The sequence below is a fragment of the Nostoc sp. WHI genome (genome assembly GCF_015714725.1).
Lineage (GTDB): Bacteria > Cyanobacteriota > Cyanobacteriia > Cyanobacteriales > Nostocaceae > Nostoc.
In genome coordinates, this window is the sequence record NZ_WBKM01000363.1 from 18671 (window position 1) to 37122 (window position 18452).

Here is an 18452-nt window from a genome sequence, read left to right on the forward strand (position 1 = left end):
GATGTCAGACAATATGATTAGTGTAGAGAATTTAAGCAAAAAATATATTATCGCTCACCAGCAGGAGGGAAGAAGTAACTACAAAGCGCTGCGGGATGTAATTGCTGATGGTGTTACATCTTTTGCCAAGACATTCATCAAACCTAGTGGCAAAAAAATGCCCAACCCAACACGGGAAGAATTTTGGGCATTAAAAGATGTTTCCTTTGATATTCAACAGGGTGAAGCCATAGGTGTGATTGGACGCAATGGTGCAGGGAAATCTACGCTGTTAAAAGTTCTGAGCCGAATTACCGAACCGACGAGGGGACGTATCGCCATTAAAGGGAGGGTAGCAAGCTTATTAGAAGTAGGGACGGGATTTCACCCAGAACTGACGGGACGGGAGAACATTTATCTCAACGGTTCCGTTCTGGGGATGAGTAGAGTTGAAATTAAGAAGAAATTTGATGAAATAGTAGCTTTTGCTGATGTAGAAAAGTTTTTAGATACCCCAGTGAAGCGCTATTCTTCAGGAATGTATGTCCGCCTTGCTTTTTCCGTTGCAGCCCATTTAGAGCCAGAAATTTTAATTGTCGATGAAGTTTTGGCTGTAGGTGATTCGGCATTTCAGAAAAAGTGCTTGGGCAAAATGGGTGATGTTGCGACCAAAGAAGGACGAACAGTTTTATTTGTGAGTCATAGTATGCAAGCGATCGCTCAACTCACGAAACGTTGCATACTGCTTTCTAAGGGCAGCATCCAATTTGATGGTGATAGTAGCAAAGCAGTACAGTTATATCTGGCTGGGCAGAAAGATGATTCTGTCTCACAAGCATATTACCAAGCTCCTGTCAATAAAACTGGCAATCATCTAGCTTGGGTAAGGGTACACACGTCTGAAAAAGAAGGAATTCACTGTTGGGGAAAACCGATGACCTTTGAGTTTGCCCTACATATCACCGAACCTCATGAAAGTCTGCGTTTTTCGTTTCAGATAGTCAATTTTTTACAACAACCGATTTGTATCTTCTGGTTTTTTGAGTCTGACACTCCGTTTCATCGAGAGTCGGGAACATTTATTCTGCGATGTGAGATTCCAAAATTTAGACTGTATATGGGTTCATACACCTTAACGACATGGTTCTCCAACCGTCGTAGTGACACTCTCCTAGAAAATCTCAGAGAGATTTGCCCGTTTGAAGTGACTATGCATAACTTCGAGCGTGCAGATTATCAATGGCAATCTGATGAGTGTACCTATTTAGAAGATGCTATTTGGCAAACTGTAGAAAAGTATTAATTTGAAGGCAGATTAACTAATGGCTGTAAATGATGATGTGAAGTTAGGCACAAACGTCAAGATTTTCCATCCCCATCTCGTCAACCTCTACGGTTGCGTTATTGGTGATGACACGAAAATTGGTACATTTGTCGAGATTCAGAAAGATGTCACCATCGGAAGTCGATGTAAAATTTCATCCCACAGTTTTCTGTGTGAAGGCGTTGTCCTAGAAGATGAAGTGTTTATTGGTCATGGAGTGATGTTCACGAATGACCTTTATCCTCGTGCAACCAATGAAGATGGTAGTTTAAAAACAGAAGATGACTGGTATACAATCAAGACTCTAGTCAAGCGCTGTGCATCTATTGGTAGTAATGCTACCATCCTGCCAGGTGTAACTATTGGTGAAAAAGCCATCATCGGTTCTGGAGCAACAGTAACTCACGATGTTCCTGATTATGCAATTGTAGTTGGAGTTCCCGCACGTGTCATTGGGGATGTGCGCGATCAGCTACGCTCTGCTGTAGGCGATCGCCAAAATTTGCAAATATCAGCTAGCAGTTTGTGAGATGCTTGCTCTGTGCTGTGTGAACAATTTAAGTTTTGTACGCAATCTGTTTATAAATATTGAAAACTACTTGGTGAATTCTGAAGCGTTGCAAAAATAAAGGTTTTTTTATATCAAATAGCAAGTAATTGCCAATACGTCCATAAGCTATTGCCACCTATGAGTGGCAATATTTGATATTGCATAAAAAATTCTGATTAGTTAAAAGCAATGGGAAACATGATTAATATTGGTGTCATTGGTTATGGTTATTGGGGTCCGAATCTAGTAAGAAACTTTGTAGAGATGCCAGGTGTTCAGGTGAGAACCGTTAGCGATTTTCAACCAGAACTATTGGCAAAGGTGCAAGCTCGGTATCCGGCAATTCAAGTTACTAAAGATTGTCGAGACATATTTACAGATCCCAAAATTGATGCTGTAGCGATCGCCACACCAGTTTCAACTCACTTTGAATTAGCTTTAGCTGCTTTGCAGGCTGGTAAACATGTGCTAGTAGAAAAGCCCATGACAACTACCTCAGAACAAGCAATGCGGCTGATTGAAGAGGCAGAAAAACGCAACCTAGTGTTAATGGTCGATCACACCTTTGTCTACACAGGTGCTGTCCGCAAAATGCACGATTTGATTGCCACTAATTCACTAGGTGATATTTACTACTATGATTCTGTCCGCGTCAATCTCGGACTTTTTCAGCATGATGTTAATGTCATCTGGGATTTAGCAGTCCACGACCTCTCAATCATGAGCTACCTATTGCCATCCCAGCCTTATGCTGTCTCGGCTACAGGCATCAGCCACGTTCCTGGAGAACCAGAAAATATCGCCTACTTGACCTTATTCTTTGAAAAGAATCTCATTGCTCACATCAATGTGAATTGGTTAGCGCCAGTAAAAATTCGTCGCACATTGATTGGTGGTAGTCAACGGATGATTGTTTACGATGACTTAGAACCAAGTGAGAAAGTCAAGATTTACGACAAGGGTATTACAGTTAATGGCAACTCTGAAAGCGTGTATCAAATGATGATTGGTTATCGCACAGGGGATATGTGGTCACCCAAGTTGGATATGACAGAAGCATTGAAGACAGAAGGATTGCACTTCATCAATTGTATTGAAAAAGGCGATCGCCCGATTACTGATGGAGAAGCAGGACTGCGGGTAGTCAGAATTCTCGAAGCTGCAACCCAGTCTCTCAAACAGCAAGGCCGATTAATTGAACTGAATACGGCAGGGGTAGCAGCATGATTCCATTTGTAGACCTAAAAACTCAGTATTTAAGTATTAAAGACGAAATTGATACTGCTGTCTTGAAAGTACTTGAAAGTACGCAATTCGTCTTAGGGAATGAAGTCAAAGCTTTAGAAGAAGAGTTTGCAGATTACTGCAATGCAGATTATGGCATTGCCGTCAATACAGGTACCAGTGCCCTGCATCTAGCATTACTAGCAGCAGGCATCGGTGCTGGTGACGAAGTAATTACGGTACCTTTCACCTTTGTGGCGACCACAGCAGCAATTTGTTACACCGGAGCCACACCAGTTTTCGTAGATATCGCTCCTGTTTCCTACACCATCGATGTCAGCCAAATTGAAAAAGCGATAACTGAACGCACCAAAGCTATCCTACCCGTACATTTGTACGGTCAACCAGCAGACATGGAGCCAATTTTGGAAATTGCCCGTCGTCATGGTTTGGTGGTGATCGAAGATGCAGCCCAAGCTCATGGGGCTGAGTACAAAGGGCAACGGGTTGGTAGTATTGGCGATTTCGGGTGTTTTAGTTTTTACCCTGGTAAAAACTTAGGGGCTTACGGAGAGGGAGGTATGGTAGTCACCAAAAATCCAGAATATGCCCGCACTATGGGAATGCTGCGCGACTGGGGTCAAGAACGCAGGTATCACCATATCCTCAAAGGTTATAACTATCGCATGGATGGCATCCAGGGAGCGATTTTACGGGTGAAGTTACGCTACATCGAAGCCTGGACAGAAGCCAGAAGAACCCACGCGGCACAATACGACAAACTCTTGGCAGACTCTGGTGTTAGTACGCCGACTGTAATGCCCTACAGCCGTCACGTTTACCATGTCTACGCAGTGCGCTCGCCAGAGCGAGATGTCCTGCAACAAAGCCTGCAAGAGATGGAAATTCAAACAGGCATTCATTACCCAATTCCTGTTCATCTGCAACCAGCTTATTCAGACTTAGGCTACAAGCCAGGTGATTTTCCGCACTCAGAAGCAGCGTCTAGCGAAGTTTTATCCCTCCCAATGTATGCAGAACTAAGCACAGAGTCACAAACTCAGGTTGCTAAAGCAGTAATTAACTTAACATAACCAAGAAATTCGATGTCCGATCAAGGTAAAATTAAGATAGTCACAGCTATCCACGGCTTACAAGCAGAAAAGCTAGACCCTGATTTTGAAATTCAACTAGCAGAATATTTAAATACTCAATATGAACAAAAACCATTAATCGAATTATATGCACGCTTTGCTACAAGTGATGGCGACTTTGACGGGTTAATGCGGCGAGCTATTTGGCGAGCAGTAGCACGTAAATTTGGACATAACATTCGTATTGGCAATGGCGTAGGTTTTAAGCATCTTGAAACCTTTGAGATTGGGAACCAAGTATTTATAGGTTCACAAAGCTATATTCAGGGAAGGTTCGATGGTACTTGCATCATTGGAAATCATGTTTGGATTGGCCCACAGAGCTACTTTGATGCCCGTAATTTAATTATTGAAGATTATGTGGGATGGGGCCCAGGTGCAAAAGTACTGGGATCATCCCACACTGGATTGCCAATTGATGTTCCCATCATCCAAACAGACTTAGAAATTAAATCAGTAAAAGTGGAAACAGGAGCCGATATTGGGATGAATGCGGTGATCCTACCTGGTGTAACTATTGGCCAAAGCAGCATTGTTGGGGCTGGTGCAGTTGTCACTAAGGATGTACCACCATTTGCGATCGTCGCTGGTGTCCCTGCTAAGTTTTTACGCTGGCGGGAAGGATATGAACCATTGGAGAGTAAATAATATGCAAAATAAGCGAATTTTAATCACAGGTGGTGCAGGTTTAGTTGGTTCCCATATTGCCGATTTGTTGGTCAATGAAGGAGTCTCAGAGATTATTGTTCTAGATAACTTCACCCGTGGACAACTGAACAACCTTGCTTGGGCAAAAGAACATGGTCCTTTGGTAATTGTAGAAGGCGACATTCGGGATCAAAAACTCCTGGGTGAAGTCATGCAAGATGTTGATATAGTATTTCATCAGGCAGCAATCCGTATTACACAATGTGCCGAAGAACCACGTTTGGCATTAGAAGTTTTGGCAGATGGCACTTTCAACGTTTTAGAAGCAGCAGTGAAAGCCGGGGCAAAAAAGGTAGTCGCGGCTTCATCAGCCTCAATCTACGGTATGGCAGAGCAGTTTCCAACAACTGAATCCCATCACCCGTACAACAACCGCACTCTCTACGGTGCAGCAAAGGTCTTTAACGAGGGTTTATTACGCAGTTTCTATGATATGTATGGTCTGGACTATGTAGCCCTACGCTACTTTAACGTCTACGGGCCACGTATGGATATTTATGGTGTATATACTGAAGTATTAATTCGTTGGATGGAGCGCATTGCTACAGGTCAGCCACCATTAATTTTCGGTGATGGCAAACAGACAATGGACTTTGTGTATATCGAAGACATTGCTAGAGCAAATATCTTAGCTGCCAAAGCCGATGTCACTGATGACGTGTTTAATATTGCCAGTCATGTGGAAAGCAGCCTGAACGACCTAGCTTATAGTTTAGCTAAGGTGATGGGTTCAGATTTACAGCCAGAATATGGCCCAGAACGCAAAGTAAACCCCGTAGCACGCCGACTGGCAGATGTGAGTAAAGCCAAACAATTGCTGGGTTTTGAGGCGCAGGTATCTTTAGAAGAAGGATTGCGTCGGCTAGTGAGTTGGTGGCGCGAACAGAAATTGGCAAAGGAAGCAAGCAATGTCTGAGAAAATCCAGTCTATCCCGATCGCTAAACCCTGGATGGGTGAAGCTGAGGCGGAAGCAGCTAGCCGTGCCATTATGTCTGGGTGGGTAACCCAAGGGCCAGAAGTCGCCGCCTTTGAGCAAGAGTTTGCAACTTATGTGGGAGCAAACCATGCTTGTGCTGTCTCCAATTGCACCACAGCATTGCATCTAGCCTTATTAGCTGTAGGTGTGCAACCTGGGGATGAAGTGATTACCGTCAGCCATTCTTATATTGCCACCGCCAACAGTATTCGCTACTGCGGTGCAATACCAGTGTTTGTGGATATTGAACCACAGACATACAACATCAACCCGATGCTAATTGAGGACGCGCTCAGTGATCGCACCCGTGCCATTTTAATTGTCCACCAGATCGGGATGCCTTGCAACCTCAAAGCCATCTTAGATATTGCCCACCGCCACGGGTTGCCAGTAGTTGAAGATGCGGCTTGTGCCATCGGTAGTGAAATTCTCTGGAATGGGCAGTGGGAGAAAATTGGCAAGCCGCATGGGGATATCGCCTGCTTTTCTTTTCACCCCCGGAAAGTCATCAGCACTGGTGACGGTGGGATGCTGACTACAAATAATCCCCAATGGGACAAGCAGTTTCGTCTCTGGCGGCAACATGGGATGAGCGTTCCCGATACTGTGCGCCACGGTGCAAAACAGGTGATATTTGAGTCATACCCCATGCTGGGCTACAACTACCGCATGACTGATATTCAAGCAGCAGTCGGCCGAGAACAACTCAAACGTCTTCCAGAAATTGTGGAACGTCGGCGTTATTTGGCACAGCGATACCAGGAAAAACTCCAAGATGTGCCGGGATTAAAGTTACCCACCGAGCCAAGTTGGGCCAAGAGTAACTGGCAAAGTTTTTGTGTAAGGCTTACAGAGAGATACGACCAGCTTCAAGCAATGCAGCGAATGTTAGATGCTGGCATTGCCACGCGACGCGGAATTATGTGCGTTCACCGTGAAAGTGCTTATCAAACAGAAGCTTGGTCATGTGGAGTTGAGCCGAAAGCTTGTGAGTGTCAAGTTGGAAAGTGCGATCGCCTTTCTGAGAGTGAACAGGCACAAGACCACACAGTCCTGCTACCTCTGTTTCATCAGATGACTGAACAGGAACAGGACTATGTGGTGGAAGTTTTGAAAGTGGCTTGTCAGGTTAAGGAAGTTACTTTTTATCTTCCGTAGTCATTAAACCTTATGAGAAATTAACTATGGCTACCATCTTCAGCAATCAAGTTCCCAGCATTGGGAATTACAGTGATGGCTTTCCCTACGAATTAGGGATGAAATTCCGCAGCACCGCAACGGGAGAGATTTTGGCCGTTCGGTTTTGGAAAGCGCCTAGCGAGACAGGAACTCATATTGGCAAGATATGGTCAGCAACCGGAGTTCTGTTAGCAAGCACCACTTTTACTAACGAAACCGCTTCTGGCTGGCAGCAGCAGGCTCTGAACACACCATTGATCGTTCAAGCAAACACGACTTATGTGGTCTCTGTCAACGTAAATAGCTATTACGTTGCTACTTATCATGAACTGGATAGTGCGATCGTCAATGAAGATATTAGCTCAGTCGCAGACGGTCAAAATGGTGTTTATAATACCGTACCTGGATCTTTCCCCAATGGTTCTTACCGGAATACGAACTATTTCCGTGACATCAACTTCGTAGCTATTCCCCAACCGACGATTAAAAAGATCGGCGGCGACAATCAAACTGGTGCAGCCGCAACTGCCTTACCCAATCCCTTGGTTGTTCAGGTCAAAGATGCAGCTGGCAATCCCCAGTCAGGGACTACGGTGACCTTTGCCGTTAGCAGTGGCGGGGGATCAGTATCGCCTTTAAGTGCAGTCACCGATACTAATGGTCAGGCTAGTACCACCTTAACCGTTGGAGCAAATCCTGGCGCTACAAGTCCTGTGATTAATACTGTAACTGCCACAACACAAGACATAGGCAGCGTTATCTTTTCTGCTAATGCCAGTCCTTCGGGGGAAAGTCAAACTCTGTTTACAAATCAAGTCCCAAGCTTTCCAAATTCTACTGATAACTCTTCCTATGAATTAGGCTTGAAATTCCGTAGCACTCAAGGCGGACGAGTTGCCACCATTCGCTACCGGAAAGCTGCTAGCGAAACAGGAAGTCATGTTGGCAAAATCTGGACGGTAACGGGAACTCTATTAGCAAGTGTCGTTTTTACTAACGAAACGGCTTCTGGCTGGCAGGAGCAGATTTTAGAAACACCGATAAATATTCAAGCCAATACGACTTATGTGGTTTCTGTGAACGTAAACAGCCATTACGTAGCCACTTATGATGAACTGGCTAGCCCGATAGTTAATGGCAATCTTAGCTCAGTAGCAGACGGCAGTAATGGGCTATTTAACTTAAATCCAAATTCTTTCCCAACCAATTCTTTCCGGAATGCCAACTATTATCGCGACATTGGTTTTATCGTCGGCAGTGCCTTAGTTAAAGTCAGTGGAGACAATCAAAGTGCCACAACGGGAGCAGTTCTTTCCAACCCCTTAGTTGTAAGAGTTGTAAACGCTCAAAACATCCCTCAGTCAGGCGTGACGGTGAACTTTGATATTATCAGTGGTGGGGGATCGCTCTCGGTTTCCAGCGCAGTAACTAATGCTAGCGGTCAAGCAAGTACAACTGTAACTTTAGGACAGGCTCCTAGCGCACCTGGAGGGGTGATAGTCAGGGCGACGGCAATAGGTATTGGCACTACCTCCTTTTCTGCTACGGCAATTCCGACAAACCCGAATCCTATCTATTTGGAAAATCTCAATCCAGGCACGACTAACTGGAAACTGGACAACCCTGGCAATGGAGAGATCGCGGGTTATGCCTCGGCCACCAGTGTTAATAAAGGGGGATCGCTAGATATTAAGGTTTCTCTTGGACAACAAGGACAGTATACCATCGATGTGTATCGCTTGGGCTACTACAGTGGCAAGGGAGGAAGGCTGATTGCCAGCAGCGGTACCCTCACAGGCGGGACTCAACCCGCCTGTAGTTTAGACTCTGATACCAGACTTGTTGAATGTAACTGGACAACTTCCTACGTTTTGCAGGTAGGTAGCAACTGGACTAGTGGTCTTTATGTAGCGAAACTCACTGACCTGGCAACAGGCGTAGTAGCCCACGTGTGGTTTGTAGTCCGGGATGATAGCAGTACTGCTGATGTTTTATTCCAGAGTGCCGTTTCTACTGTCCTAGCCTATAGTTCCACGGGGGGTTACAGCTTGTACAGTTCCGACAGCCTTGATGGTCAGCGGGCTTTCAAGGTTTCCTACGACCGGCCGTTCTTCCAAGCAACTTATCAAAATTCTAGCCAACCAGCCAAACCTTTGCAGTGGGAATACAACATGGTGCGTTGGCTAGAATCTCAAGCTTACGATGTTACCTACACCGACAACATGCAGGTTCACACCAACCCACAAGAATTATTCGGTCACAAAGTATTTTTGTCTGTAGGCCACGATGAGTACTGGTCTAAAGAAATCCGCGATCATGTGGAAGCTGGCCGCGATGCCGGAATTAATTTGGGAATTTTCTCCGCCAATAGTTGTTATTGGCGAGTGAGGTTTGAAAGTTCTACTACTGCTGCGGGACAAGTGAAACCTAACCGGGTGATGACCTGTTACAAAGCAGATTGGGCATTAGATCCAGTCGCCCAGCAGCAGGGGCCATCAGCCGCAACTAATAAATTCCGCAGCGTCCAGAACCAGCGGCCAGAAAATGCTTTGTTCGGAGTGATGTACGGTAGCGACCTAGATACCTACGGTGGTTTTAATTTTACCGTCACCAACGCTAACGATCCTTACTACGCGAACACAGGACTTCAGAATGGAGATCAGCTGGCTATGTTAGTGGGTTATGAATGGGATTTTATTGTTAATAATGGGTCTGCTCCTTCTGGACTCGTCATATTGTCCGAGTCGGCAACCATACCCTCCACTGTATTGCCCACCTTCGACGAACGAGTTGGAGAACGGTCACTTCCTGCCAATCAGGATTTTACTAAAGCTCACTCAGTGCGCTACACAGCTAGTAGTGGGGCTAAAGTTTTTGCCTCTGGTACCATTCAGTGGGCATGGGGGTTAGACAGTGACGGCGTTAGCCCATTTCGGGAAGATATTCGCGCCAAGCAAATAACTGTCAACATCTTAGCAGATATGGGGGCTAAACCCCAGACACCAAATGCAAATGTGATTGTTCTTTAAAGCACCGCACAAGGAGTATCATAATGCCATCATTGAAACGCCGACAATTTGGCCAGCTGGCCGCTGCTAGCTTGACTTCTACTGTTGTTGCTGGTTTGTCTAATAAGGCACTTGCTCAGAAGACCGGACTCAAGCAGGAAATTCTTTATGGAGTCAAGCCTCTTAGTACACCCAACAATGAAAACCCGGAAAACCAAACTCCGTCAATAGAGCTGAGTACTGCCGAATTCGCAACGGGGAAAGTTCTCTCTAGGCTCAACCGCCTATCTATGTTCGTTGACAATCCCTTATCCGTACCGAAAAAACCAAGAGCTTTCCATTTTGCTAACTCAAACCGAGTTACAAAGGCGGTAGCGCTTAAAGATGGGAGTCTTGTAATTTCTACTGTGTCTAGCACCAGAAATGGTTTTTTCAACCATCTGCTTTTCACTGTCGGTAATGCTGCTGTCCCTGTATTTAAAGCGAAAAAAGTACTAGGCTTTAAGAAATCCAATCAAACCGTTGAAAGTTTGCTGAGCCTTCCCAATAATCGACTTCTGTGTCTGGTAGGAACTGAGGGCATCCCGCCTTTTAGTCTCAGAACGATAGATTTCGCAACAGGTAAAGTTCTTGACCGCGACGATTTGGATCTACCTTCACTACCGGTCACCCATCGATTCGCTAACCTGTGCCAAGATGCCAAGGGGAATATTTTAGCAACTGAAATCGGCTCAGAAGGTATCCCGATTTTAATTTTAATTAACTTGCAGGAGAAAGCCCTAATTACTGGCAAAGTAAAAATTAAGAGACTGGCGCCACTGATAGTTGAAGGACGCCCTCTTTCCAACGATCTTAAAGACTTGGCCTTCTCTGGTTCTGGTCAATTGTATGCGCTTGCTGCTGACAGTAATAGAAAAAACACTTCCCTGTTTACAGTGGATGTGAAAACCGGCAGAATGGGGCGAGTAAGGAACTTTGAATCTGAGAAGTTTACATTCGCTCTGTAGTATTAGAACTTTATACTAAGAGCCTGTCAAGAAACAACTTTTACAATTTGCCGTCTAAAAAGCTTACTGAGAAAGCATTTCTAACTCAAAAGAAGAAAGGTTGTTTCGTGACAAGCTCTAACCCTCTTGTGTCACTCTCCGAAATTTTTTTTTGTATAGCCTGTGATCGCGCGATTATTTTCTAATAACAAATACAAGAGCGATTTTTTCTAATAGTATAGCTTGTATTGATTGCCTCATGAGGCTTCTAGCGATCGCCCTCCCGGAAAGTGACACAAGAGGGCTAAATAAAACGGTACAAATAAACAGAGCTATGTAAAGAAAAGTAAAGTTGCTTAAAAACCTCTTTAAAAAAATAAATTTATATAAAGGTAAAGTATGAATAATATTAATAAACCCAAACTTGTTTTTTTTCAATGGAATAATCAAGGATCGTCCAAATTTTACAATGTACATAAACAAGAGCATGTTAAGTGCTTATCAGAATTCTTTGAAGTAATTGTTATTAGCGACGAAAGTGACTATCAAGAAATTTGCGAACAATATCAACCAGATTTAACATTGTTTGAAACTGGTAATGCTTCATCTGATAAACGGCGGGTTAAAAATACTCATTATTATCCAGAAATACCAAAGTTAGCTTTCTATAACGGAGATTCTTTTTGTGGATTTCATTCAGCCTTTCTTTCCGATATAGAACATTGGGGAATAGAGACAGTCTTTACAATATCAATTCCTTTAGCTGAATATCTTCCAGAGATTGCCGACAAATTATTTATCTGGCCAAATTTTATAGATTCTGACATATTTAGAGACTATAATCAGCCTAAAAATATCCCAGTGCTGATTACTGGAAGCCAAACATCACTATATCCTTGGCGACAAAAAATAAATAGACTTGTTGCTAAATATTATCCCACTTTAATTTGTCCGCACTTAGGATATATGCAAAACCGAGAAACATCAAGAATGCTTTTTGGTGAGCAGTATGCTCGAACGCTCAATGCTTCTTGCTTTTCACCTACCTGCGGCACAATGGCAAGGGAGTTTGTTCGCAAATTTATTGAAATTCCTGGGTCTAAATCCTGTTTGATCACAGAAAAAAATGCAACTGTTGAAGCGGCAGGTTTTGTTGATATGCAAAATTGTGTGTTCGCTGATGAAAATGACGTATTAGATAAGCTGGATTACCTGTTTCAAAACACAGAAAAATTAGATAAAATTACGAATGCTGGTTATCAACTAGCCCATTCCCAGCATACAATGAAACAACGAGATCAAATTTTGCAATGGTTTCATCTACAGAAAACCCTGAAGCCAAATCAAAGAATTTTTCAAAAAAGCCCTTTTGAACCTTTGACCATTCTAGATAGTTCATCGGCAATTAAAAATTCACATATTGTTCTTAACCCATCAGATATAGTGCTACTGCGTCAAGGAGATGAAAAACTCTGGGCGGGTAAATATGATGAAGCAGAAGCTTTGTATCTCAAATGCTTAAACTTTGTAGACTCTCAAGCACAACCAAAATTCCGGCTGACATTATGTAACCTCTACAAAGGAAATGCAGCAACGGCACATTATTGGATTATTCAGCCAATAGAATGGACTCTCGATCTACTAAAAGCTATAGATCCAGATCCATTAGAGTGGGCTTATTTAATTATTACTCTCCTTTGTCAAGGAAAATTAAATGATGCTGTTAACTATGCTAATAAGTTTCCCTCTCTTTGCCATCCCGAACTATATCGGACTCGTTGGGTTATTAATACTCTCATAAGTGGAAATATTTTACCCTACAGTGACTCATTAAAATGTCGGTATAGCGCTCACCGATTGCCTAGCCGAAACTTCCAAGACTGGCTCAATCAAATATGTATGATGCTTACAAGATGTCAACAATTTGAATTTGCTAAATTGTTGAGCGATCCGGCTTATTTAAAATCTCAATCATTAAACAAACAAACCAAAAGTTTTGCCAAATCATCTGATTTGGGTTCTAAATCGATTGAGTTTATCAGCTTAAAAACTTATAAAACTTCGGTAAAGCAGTGGCTGAGTTTAAATTTAAAAACATTATTACGTAAGCCGCTATCTCGTTTAGAAACTAGATTTGGTTACTTCCTGCCTTACGAATATTCAACTATAAAATCTGATGAATTTTTTCATACAATCCGCCAAATAGTCAAGGAAGAAGATATCAAAACAGCTTTAGTGATTGGAGCGTCTAGTGGAGAAGTGATTACCGAAGCACTTTTAACAGGCATCAGAGAGAATCCAAGCAAGCCAACCGCCTTTTGTATCAATATTTCTAGTCCTAAATTTAATAAGTTGCAAAAGCGTTTCATCGGTGAGTCTGTTGTTAAATTTTATGATATTTTGGCCAGTTATTCAGAAGACTTAGCGAAAGAAACCAGTAAAGTTATCAGAAATATTAAAGAAGAAAACAATGTTAATCTTTTTGACATTGTTTTAATCGATGGTTCTCAATTAAGCATAAGTATTGAAGAATTAGATAATGAATTGGAAGACTACAAATTTGTTTTACTGGATGACATAAATACATTTGAAAACTACAAAAATCATCAAAAACTCCTTTTAGATTCCAATTATTTAGTATTCAGTCAAAATCCGGAATTACGTAACGGTTATGCGATTTTTGAGCAACTTACCTAAATAATCAACTAGGAAAATAGTGATTAGGCAATGGGAAGTGAAGAGTAGAAAATATAAATTTTTATTACTTGTTGTAAGTAGTTGATGAAAACAGATTTTTGGAGATTTAAGAAAATGAAAATGCAAATGAAGGATTTTTCTTACAGAGCATCATATCACTTGGTTTGGCGAGCAGAACAATTATTAACTGAGTTCCAAAGTTCTTCAATTAATAGGGAACTTAGCAAACTAAGTTGCTTAAATAAGAAAAACATAAGCACACACATGACTGCTTGCGAACTAAATACGCTCTACATATTAGCTAAAGAACTTGGAGAATCTGCAAAAGCTTTAGAAATAGGCTCTTATTTAGGAGCATCTAGTTCTTATATTGCGGCTGCTTTGGCTCCAAAAGGCGGACACTTATTTTGTGTTGATACTTGGGAAAACCAAACTATGCCGGAGGGTGAAAGAGATACATTCAAGGAGTTTAAAAATAATACTAAAGCAGTAGCTCATCACATCACTATGATTAGGAAGAATAGCCAAGAACTGATACCTTCAGATTTTCTTGATAATCATCTAAATCTTATTTTTATTGATGGCGATCATAGTTACCAAGGAGCCAAAAGTGATTATGAAAAAGCAACTCCTTGGATTGTGGGAGGAGGTATTCTTGCATTCCATGATTGTATTGCTTTTGAAGGTGTAGCTAGAACAATTGGTGAAGCTCTTGCCAGCGGTAACTGGAAGTTTGGTGGACAAGTTGATAATCTACTTTGGCTACGCAAAGTAGAAAAAGGTTGTTTAGAATTTGAACATTCAGCATTTTAAAAGCAAGCCCAAAGTCATTTTGTATGGAACTACCGCTCAGTATAATTATCTGTGCCCACAATCCTCGTCTAAATTATTTAAAGAGAGTTTTACAAGCACTTCAATCTCAAACATTATCCAAATATTTTTGGGAACTTTTGTTAGTTGATAATGCTAGCGATCGCGTTCTAGCTTCGGAAATTGATTTAAGTTGGCATCCCCAGGCTCGTCATATTCGAGAAGAACAACTGGGGCTGACTGCGGCCAGGCTCAGAGGAATTCGAGAAGCCATAGCTGGAGTAATATTATTTGTCGATGATGATAACGTTTTAGATTCAGATTACCTAGAAATCACATGGCGGATTAGTAAAGATTTTCCATTTATTGGTGCTTGGGGTGGACAAATTAAACCTGAGTTTGAAGTAGCACCTCCATCGTGGGCAAAACCTTATTTAGGAAATTTGGCGATTCGAGAATTTGAGGGCGATCGCTGGTCTAATTTAACAGAGCAATATGAAACAACCCCATGTGGGGCTGGGCTTTGTGTTCGCAAGGTTGTTGCACAAAAGTATAGTGAGTTAGTTCATAAAAATCCTAAACGAGCAAGTATGGATCGCAAAGGTAAAATGCTTACCTCCTGTGGAGACTCAGACTTAGCATTTACAGCCTGTGATATCGGTTTAGGTACAGGGCTGTTTGCATCCTTAAAGCTGACTCACTTAATACCTGCTAATCGTTTGAAAGAAGACTATCTGTTGCGTTTAGTGGAAGGACTCGCTTATTCACAAATTATCCTCGCATATTTTCGAGGCGTTCTTATGCCTCAATCTTTTTGGAAAAGCTCAAAAATATATTCGCTATATTTATTTTTACGATATGGCTTAAAAACATACTCTTTCCATCAAGCAGGAATTAAGGGTAAAAATTTAGCTCTTAAAGAGATTAAAATGCAAGAAAATGCCGTTATATAGTTATTATTAATAAATAACATCCAATTTTATATGAATACGATAATTAGTTCGTTTTTGAATATAAGTAGATATTTAATTTCTCGAAGAAGACCTGGAATTTATAATAGAAATTTAGATAAATGTAAAATAAACTTTGATATCCAAGGTCAAAATGCAGGAGATTATATAAAAGATATTTTATCGAAAGATAAACCATGTATGATTAGCAGACTGGGTTCTACAGAACTCGATACTATTTTGGTATACTTGAATATCATCGATAAATCAAGCCTTTTGCTGAAAAGCATTAAATATATCAATGGTGATTTTGGTTGGTTTTGGTGGGATGAATCAGTCGAGAAAAAAATTATAAATTTATCTGGTTTTTTCCCAGCTGACGAAACTAATTTAAATCGTTTTTGCGAATTGATGATTCGTGATATCAAAAATATTGATGTACTTGGTTCTTGGTTAGAAGCAGAGGAAGAGTTTGCTAAATTATTACCTAATACAATAAATGCAACAAGGGTATCGCTCAAAGATTTAGAACCGTATCGCCATGAACGGCCTTGGTCAGCAGCTTTAGAAGGAAAAACAGTTTTAGTGATATATCCTTTTGAAGAAAGTATTAAACAACAGTATAAGAAAAGACATTTGTTATTTGCAGATAGCAAAGTTTTACCAGAATTTGAACTAAAAACCATACCAGCAGTTCAATCTATTGCCGGAAATAGTGTAGATTTTCCTACATGGTTTGATGCTCTGAATTTTATGTGCGATCGCATTTCCAATATTGATTTTGACATAGCTGTTATCGGCGCAGGAGCCTATGGTTTGCCATTAGCTGCTTTTGTCAAGAATATTGGTAAAAAGTCCATCCATCTTGGTGGAGGTACTCAAATTTTATTTGGAATTCGTGGTGCAAGATGGGACGAAAGGCCTTATTATCAAGAATTATTTAACGAACATTGGGTACATCCCCTCCCCTCAGAAAAGCCAGCAACGGTTAATAATTTTGTGCAATCTCATGGAACTGAAAATGGTTGCTACTGGTAAAACTTTAACCAAAAATAAGGGTTGTGATGGTAAGCAAATATGACGGATTCAAGGATTTTGCTGCTCAAGAGCAGTCCTTGAGGGAAAAATATCCAAAAATTTCTGTGATTACAGTAAGTTTTAATCGCTTAGAGGGACTACGTGAAACATTTTCCAGCATTATTTCTCAGACATACAAAAATGTAGAATATATCATTATTGATGGTGGTTCTCAGGATGGCACGGTAGATTTCCTACACAAAAACAGTGCAAATATATCCTATTGGGTGAGCGAAAAAGATGCTGGAATTTATGATGCCATGAACAAAGGAGCCTTAGCGGCTACTGGGGATTGGATAATTTTTATGAATTGCGGTGATAAATTTTTTGCAGAGGATACACTGGTTAACGTTGCAGAATATCTTGATAATTCAGTCGATGTTATTTATGGCAGAACTGAATATGTTGTTAATGATAAATATGGGTATCATACATATCAACGGCAGCCATATAACCTGTCTATAATCTGGCGTGAAATACCTAGTTGTCATCAGAGTATTTTTGTTAAAAGAGAAATACAAGTTAAATATCCCTTTGATACGTTATTGGCTTGGTGTGCAGATCATGATTTAGTCGCCAAGATTTACGTTGCTGGCTATCGCTTTCAGGAAGTTCCTGTAGTTATTTCTAGATTTGACGCTTCAGGAGGAGCATCTAGAGATTTATTGAGCTTTACTAAAGAGCGTTGGTCTATTTGTAGAAGATACTTTGGCAAATCTTTGCAACAAGAGTTGTATTTTATGAATGAGTACAAAAGTTTTTGGTTGGAAAAAAACATCATTAGTAAAATACGCGAGATGGTTCCTAGTGAGTGGATTCTTACTTTACGTAAATATAGAAAAATATATTGATTAATATGGCTCATTCTAAAAATATTGGAGTCTATTTTTCAGCGAATGATGCAGTTTATGAATGGACGATCGCTTTTCTCAACAGCTTCAGAACATTCAACCCAGATTTACGCCTGATTCTGATTCCTTTTAATGAGCAGTGCGATCGCCTACTAAAATTGAGCGATACTTATAAATTCGAGGTATATACTGATTCATCTTTTTCGCGGCTGGAAGCGATCGGTCAAGCATTTGAGCTAGGCTATACCTCTACTGGCCCCTATTGGTTCAGACGCTACGCATCTTTTTGGGGGCCACTAAACTATTTTATGTACTTAGATGCTCGGCAAATTGTGTTAGCAGATATTAAACCATTTATTGAAGCAATAGAAACTTTTGGTTTTGACTTTTTGCATTATGACTGTGCGATCGACCAAGTTTATGAACAAGGAAGATTTCGCCAACAACTATTAAAACAAAGACGAGGACGTGGATTTAACTCTGGTCGTTGGGCTTCCCGAAAAGGGCTATTTTCAATAGAAGAATTTGAGCAACTAGCAGAAAGCGCATTGAAAATACGTAACCAACTCAACCCTCGAAATACAGATCAAGCTTTCATTAACTATTGCTGCGATATGAAACCCGTATGCTATGGGCATTTTGCAGAAGTAATCGGAGGTATCTGTCAGAACGGTTGGGCACGTCAATCAGGTAATATTTTCGAGAACAGTGGAAAATACTTTCTGTGGAATTATGGCAGTTTAGACCATAAAAAACAAGTTATTCTCCTGCATTGGGCAGGATATAAACTTAATTCTTTGATACCTTATAGAAATTTATTTGATAAATCTTACCTCAAAAGACAACCTATTTTCAAATCTTGCATATCTTATTTATACACAACCTTAGATTATTTATGGAGAAATCCTTTGGAGATTTTGCGACAAAATCGTTTTATTAATGGTGTATATCATCTTTTAAGAAAAAAATAATTTAATT

The 18452-nt window shown here is 41.1% G+C and carries 15 protein-coding genes; all 15 read left to right on the forward strand.

The window, feature by feature from the left end; genetic code table 11:
- Position 1: 1 nt before the first annotated feature.
- The 15 genes from F8S12_RS37295 to F8S12_RS37365 all read left to right on the forward strand — a co-directional run bounded on the left by F8S12_RS37295 (position 2) and on the right by F8S12_RS37365 (position 18445).
- Complete coding sequence (locus tag F8S12_RS37295; protein WP_230968542.1) at positions 2-1282, forward strand: ABC transporter ATP-binding protein; 1281 nt, start codon at positions 2-4, stop codon at positions 1280-1282.
- Positions 1283-1301: 19 nt separating this feature from the next.
- A complete protein-coding gene (locus tag F8S12_RS37300) occupies positions 1302-1832 on the forward strand; it encodes an acyltransferase (protein WP_196521356.1) in 531 nt (176 codons plus the stop codon).
- Between the two features lie 210 nt (positions 1833-2042).
- Entirely contained in the window at positions 2043-3080 is a 1038-nt protein-coding gene (locus tag F8S12_RS37305; protein WP_196521357.1) for a Gfo/Idh/MocA family protein, read from the forward strand.
- Positions 3077-4171: a DegT/DnrJ/EryC1/StrS family aminotransferase gene (locus tag F8S12_RS37310; RefSeq protein WP_196521358.1), complete on the forward strand. Its 1095-nt coding sequence runs from the start codon at positions 3077-3079 to the stop codon at positions 4169-4171. Before F8S12_RS37305 ends, F8S12_RS37310 begins: the two co-directional genes overlap by 4 nt.
- 12 nt (positions 4172-4183) lie before the next feature.
- Complete coding sequence (locus F8S12_RS37315; RefSeq protein ID WP_196521359.1) at positions 4184-4879, forward strand: acyltransferase; 696 nt, start codon at positions 4184-4186, stop codon at positions 4877-4879.
- A 1-nt stretch (position 4880) separates the two neighbouring features.
- Positions 4881-5855 carry an NAD-dependent epimerase/dehydratase family protein gene (locus F8S12_RS37320; protein WP_196521360.1) on the forward strand — a complete coding sequence of 325 codons (975 nt, stop codon included), beginning with the start codon at positions 4881-4883 and terminating at the stop codon, positions 5853-5855.
- Positions 5848-7074: a DegT/DnrJ/EryC1/StrS family aminotransferase gene (locus F8S12_RS37325; RefSeq protein ID WP_196521361.1), complete on the forward strand. Its 1227-nt coding sequence runs from the start codon at positions 5848-5850 to the stop codon at positions 7072-7074. Before F8S12_RS37320 ends, F8S12_RS37325 begins: the two co-directional genes overlap by 8 nt.
- 26 nt (positions 7075-7100) lie before the next feature.
- The gene (locus F8S12_RS37330) at positions 7101-10124 is read left to right on the forward strand and encodes a N,N-dimethylformamidase beta subunit family domain-containing protein (protein ID WP_196521362.1); all 3024 of its coding nucleotides are present in this window, start codon (positions 7101-7103) and stop codon (positions 10122-10124) included.
- Between the two features lie 23 nt (positions 10125-10147).
- Positions 10148-11110, forward strand: coding sequence for a hypothetical protein (locus tag F8S12_RS37335; RefSeq protein WP_196521363.1), 963 nt, complete (start codon positions 10148-10150; stop codon positions 11108-11110).
- Between the two features lie 378 nt (positions 11111-11488).
- Positions 11489-13786: a glycosyltransferase gene (locus F8S12_RS37340; protein WP_196521364.1), complete on the forward strand. Its 2298-nt coding sequence runs from the start codon at positions 11489-11491 to the stop codon at positions 13784-13786.
- Between the two features lie 84 nt (positions 13787-13870).
- On the forward strand, positions 13871-14599 hold the full coding sequence (locus F8S12_RS37345) for a class I SAM-dependent methyltransferase (protein WP_196521365.1): 729 nt from the start codon (positions 13871-13873) through the stop codon (positions 14597-14599).
- A 23-nt stretch (positions 14600-14622) separates the two neighbouring features.
- On the forward strand, positions 14623-15549 hold the full coding sequence (locus F8S12_RS37350) for a glycosyltransferase (RefSeq protein ID WP_196521366.1): 927 nt from the start codon (positions 14623-14625) through the stop codon (positions 15547-15549).
- A 30-nt stretch (positions 15550-15579) separates the two neighbouring features.
- Positions 15580-16584 carry a hypothetical protein gene (locus F8S12_RS37355; RefSeq protein ID WP_196521367.1) on the forward strand — a complete coding sequence of 335 codons (1005 nt, stop codon included), beginning with the start codon at positions 15580-15582 and terminating at the stop codon, positions 16582-16584.
- A gap of 26 nt (positions 16585-16610) precedes the next feature.
- Positions 16611-17474, forward strand: a complete 864-nt coding sequence (locus tag F8S12_RS37360) for a glycosyltransferase family 2 protein (RefSeq protein WP_230968543.1) — start codon at positions 16611-16613, stop codon at positions 17472-17474.
- A gap of 5 nt (positions 17475-17479) precedes the next feature.
- Complete coding sequence (locus F8S12_RS37365; RefSeq protein WP_196521369.1) at positions 17480-18445, forward strand: hypothetical protein; 966 nt, start codon at positions 17480-17482, stop codon at positions 18443-18445.
- The last annotated feature ends 7 nt before the right edge of the window (positions 18446-18452 follow it).

Bases quoted from the DNA above. Each gene is read 5' to 3' on its own strand.
- F8S12_RS37295 (WP_230968542.1), top strand. From the start codon at position 2: ATGTCAGACAATATGATTAGTGTAGAGAATTTAAGCAAAAAATATATT.
- F8S12_RS37300 (WP_196521356.1), top strand. From the start codon at position 1,302: ATGGCTGTAAATGATGATGTGAAGTTAGGCACAAACGTCAAGATTTTC.
- F8S12_RS37305 (WP_196521357.1), top strand. From the start codon at position 2,043: ATGGGAAACATGATTAATATTGGTGTCATTGGTTATGGTTATTGGGGT.
- F8S12_RS37310 (WP_196521358.1), top strand. From the start codon at position 3,077: ATGATTCCATTTGTAGACCTAAAAACTCAGTATTTAAGTATTAAAGAC.
- F8S12_RS37315 (WP_196521359.1), top strand. From the start codon at position 4,184: ATGTCCGATCAAGGTAAAATTAAGATAGTCACAGCTATCCACGGCTTA.
- F8S12_RS37320 (WP_196521360.1), top strand. From the start codon at position 4,881: ATGCAAAATAAGCGAATTTTAATCACAGGTGGTGCAGGTTTAGTTGGT.
- F8S12_RS37325 (WP_196521361.1), top strand. From the start codon at position 5,848: ATGTCTGAGAAAATCCAGTCTATCCCGATCGCTAAACCCTGGATGGGT.
- F8S12_RS37330 (WP_196521362.1), top strand. From the start codon at position 7,101: ATGGCTACCATCTTCAGCAATCAAGTTCCCAGCATTGGGAATTACAGT.
- F8S12_RS37335 (WP_196521363.1), top strand. From the start codon at position 10,148: ATGCCATCATTGAAACGCCGACAATTTGGCCAGCTGGCCGCTGCTAGC.
- F8S12_RS37340 (WP_196521364.1), top strand. From the start codon at position 11,489: ATGAATAATATTAATAAACCCAAACTTGTTTTTTTTCAATGGAATAAT.
- F8S12_RS37345 (WP_196521365.1), top strand. From the start codon at position 13,871: ATGAAAACAGATTTTTGGAGATTTAAGAAAATGAAAATGCAAATGAAG.
- F8S12_RS37350 (WP_196521366.1), top strand. From the start codon at position 14,623: ATGGAACTACCGCTCAGTATAATTATCTGTGCCCACAATCCTCGTCTA.
- F8S12_RS37355 (WP_196521367.1), top strand. From the start codon at position 15,580: ATGAATACGATAATTAGTTCGTTTTTGAATATAAGTAGATATTTAATT.
- F8S12_RS37360 (WP_230968543.1), top strand. From the start codon at position 16,611: ATGGTAAGCAAATATGACGGATTCAAGGATTTTGCTGCTCAAGAGCAG.
- F8S12_RS37365 (WP_196521369.1), top strand. From the start codon at position 17,480: ATGGCTCATTCTAAAAATATTGGAGTCTATTTTTCAGCGAATGATGCA.